This window comes from Porphyromonas gingivicanis JCM 15907 (genome assembly GCF_000614585.1).
Classification (GTDB): domain Bacteria; phylum Bacteroidota; class Bacteroidia; order Bacteroidales; family Porphyromonadaceae; genus Porphyromonas; species Porphyromonas gingivicanis.
Genome location: NZ_BAKX01000001.1, coordinates 394,332 through 410,306, shown reverse-complemented (window position 1 = coordinate 410,306; position 15,975 = coordinate 394,332). Strand labels below are relative to the sequence as shown.

At 39.5% G+C, this 15,975-nt stretch carries 11 protein-coding genes and 4 pseudogenes; 5 read left to right on the top strand and 10 right to left on the bottom strand.

Going from position 1 to position 15,975, the window contains the following annotated elements; genetic code table 11:
- Positions 1 to 9 precede the first annotated feature (9 nt).
- The 5 genes and pseudogenes from lpxD (at position 10) to JCM15907_RS01755 (ending at position 6,183) form a co-directional block, all read left to right on the top strand.
- Positions 10 to 1,061 (top strand): annotated as a pseudogene (gene lpxD / locus JCM15907_RS10150) (UDP-3-O-(3-hydroxymyristoyl)glucosamine N-acyltransferase).
- Complete coding sequence (locus JCM15907_RS01770) at positions 1,043 to 2,422, top strand: bifunctional UDP-3-O-[3-hydroxymyristoyl] N-acetylglucosamine deacetylase/3-hydroxyacyl-ACP dehydratase (protein ID WP_025842477.1); 1,380 nt, start codon at positions 1,043 to 1,045, stop codon at positions 2,420 to 2,422. The pseudogene lpxD and the gene JCM15907_RS01770 overlap by 19 nt, the downstream one beginning before the upstream one ends.
- A gap of 15 nt (positions 2,423 to 2,437) precedes the next feature.
- Complete coding sequence (gene lpxA / locus JCM15907_RS01765; protein WP_025842476.1) at positions 2,438 to 3,232, top strand: acyl-ACP--UDP-N-acetylglucosamine O-acyltransferase; 795 nt, start codon at positions 2,438 to 2,440, stop codon at positions 3,230 to 3,232.
- A gap of 37 nt (positions 3,233 to 3,269) precedes the next feature.
- Entirely contained in the window at positions 3,270 to 4,856 is a 1,587-nt protein-coding gene (locus JCM15907_RS11965; protein WP_025842475.1) for a bifunctional ADP-dependent NAD(P)H-hydrate dehydratase/NAD(P)H-hydrate epimerase, read from the top strand.
- 25 nt (positions 4,857 to 4,881) lie between these two features.
- Entirely contained in the window at positions 4,882 to 6,183 is a 1,302-nt protein-coding gene (locus tag JCM15907_RS01755) for an MFS transporter (RefSeq protein WP_025842474.1), read from the top strand.
- 274 nt (positions 6,184 to 6,457) lie between these two features.
- Here JCM15907_RS01755 and folK read toward each other — a convergent pair whose 3' ends face one another.
- From folK to mreC, 10 genes and pseudogenes are all read right to left on the bottom strand, one after another.
- Positions 6,458 to 6,952 (bottom strand): 2-amino-4-hydroxy-6-hydroxymethyldihydropteridine diphosphokinase, encoded by a 495-nt coding sequence (gene folK / locus JCM15907_RS01750; RefSeq protein ID WP_036885301.1) that lies wholly within the window; start codon positions 6,950 to 6,952, stop codon positions 6,458 to 6,460.
- Positions 6,953 to 6,979: 27 nt separating this feature from the next.
- Positions 6,980 to 8,028 (bottom strand): annotated as a pseudogene (gene queA / locus JCM15907_RS10140) (tRNA preQ1(34) S-adenosylmethionine ribosyltransferase-isomerase QueA).
- A gap of 68 nt (positions 8,029 to 8,096) precedes the next feature.
- On the bottom strand, positions 8,097 to 8,861 hold the full coding sequence (truB, locus tag JCM15907_RS01740) for a tRNA pseudouridine(55) synthase TruB (RefSeq protein ID WP_025842472.1): 765 nt from the start codon (positions 8,859 to 8,861) through the stop codon (positions 8,097 to 8,099).
- A gap of 8 nt (positions 8,862 to 8,869) precedes the next feature.
- Positions 8,870 to 9,721, bottom strand: coding sequence for an undecaprenyl-diphosphatase UppP (gene uppP, locus JCM15907_RS01735; protein ID WP_025842471.1), 852 nt, complete (start codon positions 9,719 to 9,721; stop codon positions 8,870 to 8,872).
- 11 nt (positions 9,722 to 9,732) lie between these two features.
- On the bottom strand, positions 9,733 to 9,969 hold the full coding sequence (locus JCM15907_RS01730; protein ID WP_025842470.1) for a DUF3098 domain-containing protein: 237 nt from the start codon (positions 9,967 to 9,969) through the stop codon (positions 9,733 to 9,735).
- A 55-nt stretch (positions 9,970 to 10,024) separates the two neighbouring features.
- On the bottom strand, positions 10,025 to 10,906 hold the full coding sequence (locus JCM15907_RS01725) for a cell division protein FtsX (protein WP_051522321.1): 882 nt from the start codon (positions 10,904 to 10,906) through the stop codon (positions 10,025 to 10,027).
- Positions 10,907 to 11,194: 288 nt separating this feature from the next.
- Positions 11,195 to 12,680: pseudogene (gene rodA / locus JCM15907_RS10135) on the bottom strand (rod shape-determining protein RodA).
- Positions 12,670 to 14,530, bottom strand: a pseudogene (gene mrdA / locus JCM15907_RS10130) (penicillin-binding protein 2). The pseudogenes rodA and mrdA overlap by 11 nt, the downstream one beginning before the upstream one ends.
- Positions 14,531 to 14,553: 23 nt before the next feature.
- Positions 14,554 to 15,084 (bottom strand): hypothetical protein, encoded by a 531-nt coding sequence (locus JCM15907_RS01710; RefSeq protein ID WP_036883530.1) that lies wholly within the window; start codon positions 15,082 to 15,084, stop codon positions 14,554 to 14,556.
- Positions 15,081 to 15,950, bottom strand: coding sequence for a rod shape-determining protein MreC (gene mreC, locus JCM15907_RS01705; RefSeq protein ID WP_025842467.1), 870 nt, complete (start codon positions 15,948 to 15,950; stop codon positions 15,081 to 15,083). The genes JCM15907_RS01710 and mreC overlap by 4 nt, the downstream gene beginning before the upstream one ends.
- Positions 15,951 to 15,975: the final 25 nt, after the last annotated feature.

Genomic DNA, 15,975 nt, shown 5'->3' with positions numbered 1-15,975 from the left:
AGATAAAGTATGAGGTACACTTTAAAGGAAATTGCCTCTTTAATAGAAGGAATTGTTGAAGGTGATACCGAAGCAACGGTATCCGCTTTCGGGAAAATCGAAGATGCCAAGGAGGGCGAACTTTCTTTTATAGCCAATGCAAAGTATGAGTCATATCTCTATACCTCACAGGCTACAGCAGTATTGGTTAGCAAAGATTTTGAGCCAGCACAACCTTATAAACCTTCTCTTATAAGGGTAGAAAATCCTTATGCCTCGCTGGCCAAGTTAATGCAGTTTGTAGCCGAAGAGCTAAATCCTAAAAAAGAGGGTATAGCTCAAGAGGCTTTTATACACCCCTCTGTAAAGATTCCGAAGCGATGCTATATAGCACCTTTTGTACATATTGAAGAAGGAGTCGTTCTAGGAGAAGGGTGCTCTATATACCTCATTGTTACATCGGAAAAGATGTTACGATTGGAGAGAATACCATTATCTATCCTCACGTTTCGATTTACCATACTTGTACAATTGGTTCGCATTGCATTGTTCACTCTGGAGCAGTCATTGGTGCTGATGGATTCGGTTTTGCTCCTACCGAGACAGGCTATGACAAAATACCTCAATTGGGAAGTGTTAAAATCGAGGATTATGTAGAAATTGGGGCCAACACATGTGTTGATAGAGCTGTAATGGGAGCAACTATCATTGGGCAGGGTACAAAGTTGGACAACCTTATCCAAGTGGCTCATAACTGTACTATCGGCGAGCATACTGTAATGGCTTCTCAGACAGGTATGGCAGGCTCCTCTCATGTAGGTTCATGGTGTAAGGTAGGTGGGCAAGCTGGCATTGCTGGTCATATAACTATAGGAGATCGAGTTAATATGGGAGGACAGACAGGAGTGCTTGGAAACATAAAATCAGGTAGAACCATTTTGGGTTCTCCTGCGATGGATGTATCCAAAGCATTACGTGCCTATACAATCATCCCCAAATTGCCAGAATTATATACTCGTCTGAGTGATTTAGAAAAAAAACTAACACAAATAGAATCAGAGTTATGCAACAACAAACATTAAGCGCTCCACTGCACTTCAGTGGTAAAGGGTTACATACAGGATTAGATATATCTATGTCTCTACTACCTGCTCCAGCCAATACAGGGTATGTGGTACGTAGAGCAGACAAAGAGGGACAGACTTTTTCTTTATTGGCAGAGTTGGTAAACTCTACTGAGCGTAGTACAGTTATAAAAAAAGGAGAACTAAGCATAAGTACTGTAGAGCATGTATTGAGTGCTTTGTATTCTTTAGGAGTAGATAACTGTATCATAGAAGTAAATGCTCCAGAATGTCCCATATTGGACGGAAGTGCTTTACCTTACATTGAAGCTATTCAAAAAGTTGGACTGAAAGAGCAAGAAGCAGATCGTGAGTACTACTATGTAAAGCAAAGAATGGAAGTAACAGATCCTGAAACGGGAGCTAAACTTATTGCATTACCTGATGATCAATTCTCTATAGATGTGCATATTTCTTATCCATCTCCTGCTCTTTCTAATCAATTTGCCACCTATGATGCCAATACAGATTTTGCTTCAGAGATAGCACCAGCTCGTAGCTTTGTTTTTGTTCGTGAGATTCTTCCTCTTTTAGAAAAAGGTCTTATAAAGGGCGGAGATTTGAGCAATGCACACGTAATTTATGACGAAGAGCTTGATGAGGATAAGAAGAAAGCTCTGCAAACTCACTTAGGAGAGGGTTATACTATTCCAGAACATTTGGGCAGTATCAACCCCAATCCGTTGATGGTTAATGAACCAGCTCGTCATAAGTTGTTGGATGTCATTGGAGATTTGGCTCTTTGTGGTCGTTTTTTAAAAGGGCATATAATCGCTTTCTGTCCAGGGCATGGTATTAACAATCAGATGGCTCGTTTGATCCGTAAAGACATTAAGCAAATGGAAGAACAGGCACCTCAGTACAATCCTAATCTTCCTCCATTGTTAGATATAAATCGTATCAAGGAACTTTTACCTCATAGATTTCCATTTCTTTTAGTTGACAAAGTAATTGAAATTAAACGAGATTCTATTGTAGGTGTTAAAAGCGTTTCTTGCAATGAGCCTTTTTTCCCAGGGCACTTTCCAGAAGAACCTGTTATGCCAGGGGTTCTAATTGTAGAAGCTATGGCACAAACGGGGGGGCTTTTGGTATTGAACTCTATGGGAAATGAAAAATGCTCTACCTACTTTTTGAAAATAAATAACGTAAAGTTTAGACAGAAAGTAGTACCTGGAGATACATTGCTCTTTAAGTTACGTATGACTTCAGAAATAAGCCGAGGAGTTGCTAATATGCGAGGCTTAGCCTTTGTTGGCAATAAATTGGTTTGCGAGGCAGAGTTTATGGCGCAGATTATAAAAAATAATCCTCAATAACTTACAACACACCTTATGACACAGGAAACATTTATCCATCCCCAAGCCTTAATACATCCTAGGGCTCAAATTGGGATGGGGGTATACATCGATGCTTTTGCTATAGTAGAAGAAAATACAGAGATAGGAGACAATACTACCCTACATCCCCACTCTATTGTTCGTAATGGAAGCCGTATCGGTAACCGTTGCAACATCCATCCAGGAGCTGTAATAGGAGGTATTCCACAAGATCTTAAATTCAAGAATGAAGAAACTCTGGCTATCATAGGAGACGATACAACCATACGAGAATATGCCACAATAAATCGAGGAACAGCCTCGAGAGGTTTTACTAAAGTGGGGGACCGCTGCCTTCTAATGGCCTATAGCCATGTAGCACATGACTGTATACTCAACAATAACATTATAATAGGCAATGCTACACAAATAGCTGGTGAAGTACAAGTAGATGATTTTGCTATTCTAAGTGGAGGAGTTCTGGTACATCAGTTTGTCAATATATCTCAACACGTGATGATACAAGGTGGATCTAAAGTGACTAAAGATATCCCTCCTTATGTTATTGTGGGTAGAGATCCTATTGCTTATTGTGGCATTAATATCGTCGGTTTACGTCGTAGAGGTTTTACTAATGAACAAATATTTTTGATTGGAGATATCTACCGCACGCTCTACCTCAAAGGGTTGAATAATACAGATGCCCTACGAGCAATAGAGCAAGACTATCCCTCCTCTGCCGAGCGAGACTTAATACTTCATTTTATAAAGGAGTCTGAGAGAGGTATCGTCCGTAGCAATCTCGAATAAAGAAGGATAGTAACTTGTAGTTTTTGCAGAGAGAGAGATGAGAAAGATTTTCACAGAAGCAAACATTAAAAAGATATATTCTGAGTCTTTAGAAGAAGGAATATGCACCATTCAAGAACTTATAAGTTTTCATGCTTCTCAGTTCGTTTCAGAACTAAGAGTATGTTATGAAGATTATCTTTCTCGTCCTTTCATTATCTTCTCAGGTCCAAGTTATAATGGTGCTATTGGGCTAAATATCGCATTAATTCTATCAGAACAAATCAGAGCAGGACATCAGATAGAAATTTTTCTATTCAAACCTCCTTTAGGGCTTTCTAAAGAAGCAACTCTCTTAAAAGAGCAGTTGCTAACGCTACCCAATATTCTCCTACATGAAATTGACAATCAGTTTACTCCCCCTCAAATAGAGCATAGGCATATTATTATTGATGCCCTTTTTGGCACGGATTTACCATCTCCATTGAAACCTGATAGTGGATTTGGGAAACTTATCAAATACATCAATCAATCGGAAGGACCAAATATAGTATCTGTAGATATTCCATCTGGTTTATCTTCCGATAGTAACCAAGATTTACACCCTGGGTGTGCAATACAAGCCACTCATACCTTTTGTTTGGATTTCCCGAAACTGTCTTCGTTTTTCGGAGAAAACAGAGAGTTTTATGGAGAACTAAGAATTTTGGACTTCAAACTGAGCGAACGTGTAGAAAAACAGCTGGACACTCGTTACTTTGAAACTACTGATCATGATGTAGTACTTTCGTTAAAACGAAACAAACTTTCTCCTGCTTTACCAGCTACAAAAGGAGAGGCTCTGCTCATTGGAGGAGGTTCTGAGAGCATCGGTTCTCTAATCTTGTCAACCAGAGGCTGCTTGCATACAGGAGTCTCTCATGTAGCCATTCAAACAACAGAAGAAGAAAAATATTGGTTACAAATGGCTATTCCAGAGGTCAAAGTTATAGATTCTCTTCCTTTGGAATACAAAGACTCCTCTCCTCAAGTTACCACCAAAAAAGATTCCATACATTCAAAAATATCGGCTTTACATTCTTATACTGCTATAGGTTTAGGCGGAGGGCTTGATCGAAATCCAACAGTAAAGCAATACCTTGAGAATCTTTTTTTCTCCCTATCAGATAAGCAATTTGTGTTCGATGAAGAAGCCATTGGCATATTTACCGAAGACGATGATTTATTGGATGTGCTTCCCGAGAAGTCAATATTGATTCTCTCAGGAAGTGCTTTTGATAGACTCTTCAAAGTAATAAGTACTACGGAAGAGCAACGTGTAGAACAAGCAAGTGCTTTTGCAAAGAGAAAAATGGTTTATATAATCTTGCAAGGCTATAGAACTGCTATTTGCATGCCTGATGGTAAGGTGATATTCAATACAAGCGGTACTAATGAAAAGGAGGTGCAGGGGGGGCATTACGTTTTATTGGGGATTGTCCTATCCCTTTTAGCACAGAACTATTCCCCCTTTACAGCTTCGATAATAGCCCCTCACCTTTATGGCTTAGCTTGTAATCTTTACATAGGTAAATATGCACACTTCTCTCTAACCGCTTCTGACATTATTAAAACTCTACCCGAGGTTTTTCGTCAATTCAAGTAACTATTTTCTGAGTTATTAATACATTATGACTTCAAGTACTACTGCAATCAGGGGAATAAGAAACGATTTCCCCGCTTTCATCTTTATGGTGGTTTTAATGGCTTTGATTGGTCTCATTACGAGTATCAATCAACAGTTTCAAGCTCCACTAAAAGCTGCTTTTCTCGCTCAGGCAGGCTCTTTAGAAAATACTTTGACTACACTTTTGACTTTTGCCTTTTTCTTAGCCTACCTTGTTATGGGGCCTACAAGCGCAAAATACCTTCAAAAGAATGGATATAAGAAGACTCTTCTTTTTGGAACCGCTATTGTAATGGCTTCTTTGGCGATTTTTGAACTTTCAGCCTTATCTCATCAATGGTTCTCTTCAAACACCTCTCTTATGAGGTGGAATGCAATACCATTTAGTAATGGAATATACCTTCCCATAGGCTACTTTATATTCTTAATTGGGTCATTTGTGTCTGGTACAGGATTGACTTATCTACAAGCTTCTGTTAACCCTTACATTATCGTCTGTTCAGTACCTAGAACAACCGGAGTTACTCGCCAAAACATTGCTGGAACAGCCAATTCTTTAATGAATACGTTAGGCCCCATTTTCGTAGGTTATGTACTCTTTAGAGGGAAAGAAGGTGCAGATGTAGAAGTAACCTCTATTGTACTTCCCCTTTTTCTATTTATTCTTTTCGTAGGAGTGCTTTTTGTGGGGATAAAATATATCCGATTACCAGAATTAACTCCCGACTCAGATAGTACAACAGAAGCCTTAGAACACTCTGTATACAAGTTTAGACATCTCCGTTTAGGGGTTATAGCCATTTTTATGTATGTTGGTTGTGAGGTCTGTATTGGTAGTAATATCATCCACTATGGGCAGCAGGATTTGGGATTGTCTTATACCGAGGTTGTAGCTTGGAGTAGCTTGTATTGGCTCTCTATGCTCATAGGACGTTTTCTAAGTAGCTTCTTAACGATGATTAGAGCCAATATACAGTTGCTGGTAACATCTCTATGTGCCGCTCTATTAATAGCACTCTCTATGCTACTTAAAGAACCAAGGATTCTGATTGCAGTAGGGTTGTTACATTCATTAATGTGGGGGGCTATTTTCTCTTTAGCTATCGATAAATTGGGTAAATACACTGCACAAGCCTCAGGAGCTCTTCTTATGGGGGTAATCGGAGGGGCTATTATGCCTTTCCTGCAAGGAGCATTAGCAGACTTTGTAGGTAATTGGAAGTGGACTTGGATTTTGGTTGTTATAGGCGAAATCTATATGCTGTACTATGCTATTGAAGGATATAAGTCTAAACTGATACGCTAATTTAGAAGGGGTAAAAAGGAAAAGATAAAGGGCAGACTCTCTAAATAGAAAGTCAGCCCTTTATCTTTTTCAATGTTTTTCAAGTTTTTATTTGATACTATCGGTAGAGTCCGAAAAAAGTGAATACCATCCTAAAAAAGTGGGTAAACCCCGTCGATCTTAAACCTTGTAGTAACAAATGAGAAACAGAAAGTTCATATCCCTTTGAATACCCTCGCTTCTTCTCTATACCCCTCTTCTCTTAGCTTCGTTTACAAGTCTTCAGCCATAGTATCTATAAGGAGTTCCTTACTTTGAACAAAGTAAGAATAGTTTGTTTCTTTTGGGGATGTATTAAATTAGGGGCTATTTGCACTAAAGGCTCCAATACAAATAGGCGTTCGTGTAGGAGTGGATGCGGAATAATAAGTCGATCTTCTAAATGGATAACTTCTTCTCCATAGAATAGAATATCTATATCAATAGTACGATCTGTATAATTCTCTCCTACGAGATGTTTCGAAGTACGTCCCAAAGAACGTTCTATCCTTTGTGTTTCGGCCAGTAGTTCTTCCGCCGAAAATTCAGTACGTAGGGCTATAACTGTATTGAGAAACTGATATTCAGAAGAAAACCCCCAAGGAGTCGTCTCATAAAAAGAAGCTATAGAAAGGACACTACCCACTTCTTCAGAGAGTTGTGTTATAGCCTGTGACAATATAACATGCCTCGCTCCAAGATTACTTCCCAAAGCGAGGTATACGATGGTTGACTTTTTTCTCTTGTCCATAGCGTTAAAGAGAAAGAGTAAAGAGGATTAGATAATCAACATGGCATCTCCATAAGCACCAAATCTATACTCTTCTTTGATAGCCATCTCATAGGCATTCATTACATGCTCATAGCCTCCCATTGAAGCTGCCATCATAAGTAACAAAGACAAAGGCATATGAAAATTAGTAATCAAAGAAGTTGCAAAGGCTATGTTGTAGGGTGGATAGATATACTTGTTAGTCCATCCATCAAACTCTTTTATACGTCCATCGGTACTGACCGCCGTTTCCAAGGCTCTGAGAACAGAAGTTCCTACGGCAACAATTTGCCCTCCGCCCTCTTTACCTTTATTGGCAATATCACAGCACTCTTTGGTAATAATCATCTGTTCATTGTTCTTACGATGTTTGGAAAGGTCTTCTATGTCTTGATTTTCGAAGTTGCCTAATCCATTGTGCAAGGTCAAATAAGCAAAATTACAGTCAGCTATCTGAAGCCTTTTGAGCAACTCTCTACTAAAGTGAAGTCCTGCTGCAGGAGCAATAACGGCTCCCTCCTCTGAAGCATAAATCGTTTGAAAACGCTCCAAATCTTCTTCCTCTGCCTCTCGATTCATATACTTAGGTAAGGGAGCTGCCCCCAAAGCATAGAGATAAGACTTGAATTCTTCGTGCGTTCCGTCATAGAGAAAACGCAAAGTACGTCCTCCATTGATAGTATTATCTATAACTTCTGCCACAAGAGCATCATCGGGACCAAAATAAAGTTTATTACCAATCCTTATCTTGCGAGCAGGGTCTACCAATACATCCCAAAGTTTGATATCTTTATTCAGTTCTCGAAGGAGAAAAACCTCTATTCGAGCCATAGTTTTTTCCTTCTTTCCATAAAGCGAGCAGGGATAACTTTGGTATTATTAAAAACGAATGTATCTCCCTTGCCAAAATAGTTGATAATATCCTTGAATACCCGATGCTCAATAGAGCCATCTTTTCGATTAAGGACCATTAAACGAGACTCATCTCGATGCTGTGTAGGATGCGAAGCTATAAGATGCTCAGGCAGTTTAAAGTCGAACTCAGAAAGTTTCATCAAGTATATTTTTCTTAGTTATAAATATGCACATATATTGAAAACAATCCAATATCAGGATTCGTTCATTACTTCCCATTGGGAGGGGTAATATCGGGAAAGCCCTCTTCTTGCAAAGCAACTTGGGAGAGCATTTTCGGGAGCTCTTCTATCGAATAGGCATCTTCTACAGAAATAGCTCCTAAATGGGTACGTCTTAGTGCAGTTAGATAGGCTCCGCTCTGCAGAGCTACTCCTAAATCTCTTGCCAAAGAACGTATGTAAGTACCCTTACCACACACTATACGAAGGGATAGATAGGGAAGTTGAAAGCTCTCTATTTCAAGGGAATGAATAATTACTTTTTTGGAGGGTAACTCTGCATCTTTTCCCTTGCGTGCCAATTCATAAGCCCTTTTTCCATTGACCGAGACAGCAGAGAAAATAGGGGGTACTTGTTCTATAACTCCTCGGAATTTAGGTAATACTTCCTCTATCTTGTCTCGAGTTATATGTTCATAAGAATAGATGGTATCTTCGGGGTGTTCCGTATCGAAAGAGGGAGTTGTAGCTCCTAATTTTAGGGTAGCTACATACTCTTTGGAGTTGAGCATAAGTTCCTCAATACGTTTGGTAGCTCGTCCTGTACAAAGTAAAAGTAATCCCGTTGCTTTAGGATCTAATGTCCCCGTATGCCCCACTTTTATTTTTTTGAGACCTAAAGTGTGTTTTACAGCTATACGAAATCGATTGACCACATCAAAAGAAGTCCAATCTAATGGTTTATCAATGGGTATAATAGCTCCCGAACGCAACAAAAGAGGTTGATTTTCTTCTTTCTTAGAGTGTATCATATATCCGATTACTTAAGATCCAAAGGAAAGCCACTCCAAAGAAGACATAGGATAAGAAGCCCTACAACAATTCGATAATAGCCAAAGTATTTGAAGCCAAACTTGGTCAAAAAATTGATAAAAAAGCGCATAGCAAATATGGCAACAACAAAAGCCACCACATTGCCTACAATGAGAGACACAGCATTGTCTACAAATATATCTACACCAAACTGTTTGAAAAGTTTATAGGCTTTTAAAAGTGTTGCACCAAACATTACAGGTACAGCAAGGAAGAAAGAAAATTCGGCTGCACTTTTGCGAGATAATCCCTGTTGCTGTCCTCCTACAATAGTTGCCATAGAGCGCGATACACCGGGAATCATAGCAATACATTGATAAAGTCCAATCATAAAAGCATTGGAAAAAGAAACCTTCTCTCTCTTTGATGTAGCAAATATTCTATCTACAAAAAGCATCAATACCCCTCCCAGTAGAAGCATAGTAGCGAAAACATAAACATTAGAGAGAAGGGCATCTATATGCTCTTCGAAAAAAAATCCTGCTATTGCGGCAGGCAAACAAGCAACAACCAGCTTAAGATAAAAATAGAATAGTGCTTGCCAGCGATGTTTATTGCTTGAAGATTCTTCCGTTTGTAACATCTGACTTTTGGGAAGCAGAAAAAATCGTTTCCAATAAAGGGTTACAACAGAAAGAATAGCCCCTAACTGAATAAATACTGTAAAAGCTCTGACATAGGGGGTAGACTCCATCCCCAAAAAGGCTTGTGTGAGCATAAGATGCCCCGTAGAGGAAATCGGGAGAAACTCCGTCAATCCCTCTACGATAGCAAGTACTATCGTTTGTAACAAAGTCATTTTAGTGGCAGTTAGGCTTTAGGTGAGTTTCCTTTTTTATTCTTATTGGGTAGCATTATTGCCACTACCATAAGCAAGAAGCCCAACAGAGAAACAATCGGGGCTATCACAATACGCCTAACACTAAATATCTCAGGGTTAAAGGTTACTCCATCTACAGATCCTCCTCCTGACATTAAGATAAACCCAAAGATGATTAACAATAGTGAAGCTATTATGAGGATATAGTTTTTCCTTCCAAAAATCATAGTATTTACTGTTGGGGATATAAATCTCTACTCTATTTCTTTATACTTTTTTCTATTAACTGAGGGTTATGCGACCTCTATCCATACGAAGGTAATGCAAAGTAGAAAAGAAAGATGATATGGTAGAAAGCAGAACACCTACTACAATCATAATACCTGCTATTATACCTAACTCAATCCAAGATATATATTGGAGTATAGGCAGATGCATATAATAGTTAAGCCCAGACACAGAAGCAGCAAAAAAGATTACCGAGAGTACCCCTCCCCAAAAGCCATTACCAACACTGTAAAGTACAAAGGGGCGACATATGAACCCTCTATCTGCCCCCAAAAGAGTCATTGAACGAATCAAAAACCTCTTGGAGTAAATCATCAGATGTGTTGTATTGTTTATTTGAATTATAGCCATTATGAGAAGAAGTGCAGAGAGTGCCCAAAGAATGTAAGAAGACTTCTGCATCCTATCATAGACAATATCGAACATATCAGAGCGATAGGAAAACTTATCGACACCGGAGAGTTGAGAAATAACAGCATCTACCTTCACTAAGCTATCTGGATGGGTGTATTCAGAATGCAGATGCAATTCAATTGATGGCAACAAGGGGTTGTAGCCCAATACCTTTTCTGGATTTTCCCCCAATTCCTCTTCTAACTCCTTTGCTGCTTGCTCGGGTGATATATAGCGAGCATCTTTGATAAAAGTTTGTTGTTGTAACGACTGTAAAAACTCCTTTCCCTGTTTATCGGAAAGTTCTTTATTCAAGGTGATGGAGAATGTAAGATTTTCTCGACTCTCACGGTCTACCCCTCTCTGAAAAGCCTCTACTACCCCAATCCATGCGAGAGTAAATAAAGGGAGTGCTATACTGATAATCGCTATAAAGCGAGTGTGAAACGCTTTTTTCTTCTTGGGAATATCTTGTCGTCGCATCTTATATAAAGAACTGTATAAAAGAGTTGGACAAAGGTACAAAAATATTATACCCGAGCAATGAAATATGCCCTACTGCCTTATCAAAGGCGCATATCTCTCTTTAAAATAATCCATAGCTTCCCAAGGTATATACCTAAGCGGAAAAACCATCCGTGTAAACTTTCAAAACCATCTATACAAACATTCTAAAGGGTTATAGCTTTTAGAACTCTACACAGTACCCTCATACAGTAAGCTGTATAACCATAAACTAATAGCCTTTATAGAAAAAGGGTTGTGAGAGATTTAGACAAGCCCTCTTAGAGCTGGAGAAGAGGCGGTACTCTCCAGTTTGCGAGAGGCATCTATCCGTAAAAAAAGGAATAAGAGAATAGTAAATCCCCACAAAGAGGACCCTCCATAGCTAAAAAAGGGAAGAGGAATACCAATAACGGGTACTAAACCTATTACCATTCCCACATTTATCGACAAGTGAAAAAAGAATATAGAACCTACGCAGTAACCATATACTCGACCGAAAGCTGTAGTTTGTCGCTCGGCAAGATAATATATACGCAATATAAGTATGAGGTAGACGATAAGTAGGGCGGAGGAACCAATAAATCCCATCTCCTCCCCGACAGTACAAAAAATAAAGTCTGTATCTTGCTCGGGCACGTAGTTAAGTTTGGTTTGTGTACCTTGGAGGAAACCTTTACCTGTAAGGCCTCCAGAGCCAACAGCTATCTTAGCTTGATTTACATTATACCCTACCCCTTTGGGGTCTTCCTTGAGTCCTAAAGCTACCGAGATACGTACCTGTTGATGGGGTTGCAATACTTTTTCGAATACGAAAGAGACAGATAGTGTATAAAGAATGCAAGCAATGGCAAAAAATAATATTAAGAAATAACGACGGGCATAATAGCGAAATGCCTGAGTAAAACAATAGATAAGAAGCAAGCCGAGCTGTAAGATAGCCACATAGGCATAGTTCATAGGAAAGAAAAAACTCCCCCCCCAAGCAATAACATAAAGTGCCAATTCGGAAACAATAAGCCAATGAAAAAGCCTTTTATTCTTGGCAGGGCGTAGTAGAAGTAGCACAAAAACAGCAAGCATAATAATAGTGGCAAGGCTCCAGATCTGTGCCTGCGTGTCTCCCCAATATACATCGTTGAGCGATAGAGAGGCAACAAAGAGTACAACGGCAAGAAAAGCACTCCCAATGATAATGCCCGATAGCCCCTCTCTATAAAGTGCCAAAAACAAGGCTGTATAGACCAGAGCAGAGCCTGTCTCTTTTTCAAGAAAAATAAGAAAAACTGGCAGTAAAATTATTCCAAACACTTCGGCATAAGAGCGCCAAGAAGAGAGCTTGAAGCATAGCGATTTATAGTCGAAGCGAGCATCAAAGAGGTTGTTATCTTGCAAACTCAGCAGGTTGTAACCGCAATGGGCCTAAGACCAACCAAGAACGAGAGCCTTTTATCTCAGGGGCAACAAATATCGTGATAAATAGAAGCCCCAGCATAACAATATAAAAAATAGGCGTTAGGCTCTCAAGCCAGCCTACATCAACTGTTAGAAGAATGAAAATAAGTATAAGACTTAACCCCATCCAAATTAGTTGCATCATTGGTCTACTCCCTGGAGTTACTAAATGCTCTGTATCATAGCTGTAACTTGCGGCACAAATCATAGCCCACCCCGAAACAACAAGTAGGAGGTAAATAATTATCGTAAACCAATCTAATCGTTTAAAAAAAGAAGTTGCTTGATTAGGGTTCATACGTATAAGCTAACGATTGATGTTTCATCTGTTCTACAATTCCCAAAGAGGAAGCTGATAGATTGCCCTCTCGAAGGTAATATTCCATCATAACACGGCCAATAGGCACTCCAAAGGTAGCCCCAAAGCCTCCGTTTTCTACATATACGGCTATGGCTACTTGAGGATTATTACGAGGAGCAAATCCGATAAAAGCAGAATGATCTTTACCATGTCTATTTTCTGCTGTTCCTGTTTTGCCACACACCTCAATCTCTCCAGGAGCAAAGTTGGCTGCTCGACAGGTACCTGCTGTAACTGCCCCTGCCATCCCGCTTACAATAAGTTCCCAATGTTCTTTTCGCACAGCGGTAATATGCTTTTGGTATAAGCGGTATCCAACTCGTTTCCAGCAATCTCTCGTACCATATGAGGACGATAGTAGTAACCTCTATTCGCTATTATAGCAGCCATATTAGCCATTTGTAAAGGAGTCATTAGCACCTCGCCCTGCCCTATTGAGTTAGAGATAATGCTGGAGGAAGTCCATCGCTTTTGATACCACTTGTCATAGTAGTCGCTATTAGGGATAAAGCCTCTTTTCTCCCCTGGTAAGTCAATGCCAACTGGATAACCGCAACCGAAAGAAATCATATAATCTTTCCATTGAGTAAAAGCCTGCTGTACAGAAGGATAACGAGAACGATCGTCAAGCATATAGTGAAGCCCCCAACAGAAAAAAGCATTGCACGATGTGGTTAAAGCATACTCCACTGCCAACGGAGAGTAATGAGAGTGGCAGGCTGGTTTTCCTCGTAAACGGGGATAACATGATAGCAGGTAAATTGGGTGTTACCTGTAATAATCCCTTCATTCAGAAAGATAGCCGCTTGTGTTGTTTTGAAAGTAGATCCTGGAGGATAAGCCCCTTGTATAGCTCTGTTAAAAAGAGGTTTTCCTCTCTCTCGCTCCAAAAGAATATGGTTTTTCCCAAAATCACGTCCTGTAAGCAGAGAAGGATCAAAGTTAGGGCTTGTAACAAGGCATAGCACCTCGCCAGTTTGTGGCTCTATCATCACAATAGCCCCTCGTTTGCCTCGCATTAGAGCCTCTCCTAATTTTTGTAGTTCTATATCAAGACTAAGAGTAATATTACTACCTCGCTTTTCAGAGATATCATTAGCCCCGTTATTGTAACGACCTTTTATGCGCCCACGAGCATCTCGAAGCATTATTTGGTAGCCTTTTTGCCCCCGAAGAGAGAGATCGTAAAATCGTTCCACTCCCGATTTGCCAATATAATCGCCCAAAGCCAAAGTACTATCCTTAGCTATTTCATTTTGATTACACTCAGAAAGATAGCCCAATACATGGGCGGCAGCAGAGGTATCATACTTGCGCACCGATCTATGCTGTACAAAGAACCCAGGGAATTTATAGAGATGTTCTTGAAACCGCCCAGCATTCTGTACATTTATTTGAGTAAGTAATGTTTGCGGAGTATATGGTGAATACCCTGGATTTAAGGTTCTATTCTTAATAAATTGAAAACGGTTGCGCACTAACTCTATATCTACACCGAGAAATTTGCAGAATTCTAACGTATCTAAATCTTTAACCTCTTTATTGACTACCAATATATCATAAGCAGGTTCATTAAAGACCAACAAACGCCCCTCTCGGTCAAATATAACTCCTCGCTCGGGATATATCGTTCGGTAATAGAAAGCATTCCTTTCGGCTTTTTCTGTATATTCAGGGCTTAATATCTGCAAATAGAAAAGCCTTACTATATACCCAATCACAATGAGTATAGCAATGAGAGATAAAAACATTATCCTCTGTAACTCACTTCCCTTCTCCTTTTTCATGCCTAATAAGACAAATAAAGAGCTTATCCTTGATAGTTGGTAGCATGCTTTTTAGCCTGTTGTCCCATGAGTAGTATAGCGACTAATACTATCAAATAAGTGGTCAAAAGGCTACTTCCCAAACGTTTTAAGAAATAACCTATATGAAAGGCGGAAAAAGCATCTAATCCAAAAAGAATACTATGATGTACCGATACTATAATAAGTAGCAACAAAGCCATACTCCCTCCTCGTATCCCTTTCACAGGAGAAAGAAGAGGATCAGTCTCGGCATCTATGAAAAATTTGATTAAGTAGTTACGCAAAAAACCTGTCGCAGTAAAAGCTGCTAAGTGTAATCCTGGAGTACCCGAAAAGATGTCTAAAACAAAGCCAAACAATGCACTGAAAAAAGTAACCCAAGCCTTGGAAAATCCAATTGGTAAAAGGAACAAAAGCAAAAGATAGGGGAAAGGGGTTGCCAAACGAAATATATAGAGAGGATTAAACACCCATACTTGCAAGAATAAGATTACCAAAGCCTGCAAAAAGATAATTATAGATCGAATCGTCATAAATCTCTCGGTGTTAGCAATGAATCTAATTCCCTTTGAGGCAATACTACCCCACCACTAATCACATATACGAAATCTAACGTGGCAAAATCTGTACCCAAAACAACAGGTATATAAGAAGACGATAGAGCAATACCATCACTTGTTTGAGACTCTGCTCCCACTGTGCCAACAAAAAGGTTAGGAGGGAAAACCGATGAGTAGCCACTGGTAACAATAGTATCTCCACTCTTATAAGAGACGTGATTGGGCAAATCTGTCAATCGTGTAATACTTTTTCCAGGGTCATTCCAAGACAAGTAACCAAAGTGTCCCGTGTTTTGCAATTTACAACTCAACTTTATTGTCGGATTTATCAGGGGTACAATTACCGAATAGTTTTGAGAGACGGAGGAGACGATACCCACTACTCCATGAGCCGACATAACCCCCATATCTTTTTGTACACCAGATCGCTCTCCTTTGTCTATTACCAGTAAGTTATGAGTTTTATTGATAGAAGAACTAATAACCCGAGCTGTTATATATTCCAAAGGAGTGGGAGCAATGAGAGAGTCGGTCACAAAAGCAAAAGGTATTATGGTATCGGCCGCAGCATGCTCTACCTGTTGCTTTAAGGACAAGTATTTCGATTCTAAACGAGCATTCTGTTCGAGCAGTGCCTCATTTTTCTGTCTTAGCTTGATGTAGCTTGTAAGGTCTCCAGATACTTGGAGAAAGGAACCCACTATATAGTTCGAGTAGGTTAAGTTTATAAATCTATGATAGATATTGCCATTAAATAACAAAGCAAAAGCTACCACCTCAAAAAGTATGAGGAGTAGCCAATGCGCTTTGTTCGTTATAAACTCAAATATCTTTTGCACTTTGTATCAAGCCTTCAATCAAGAG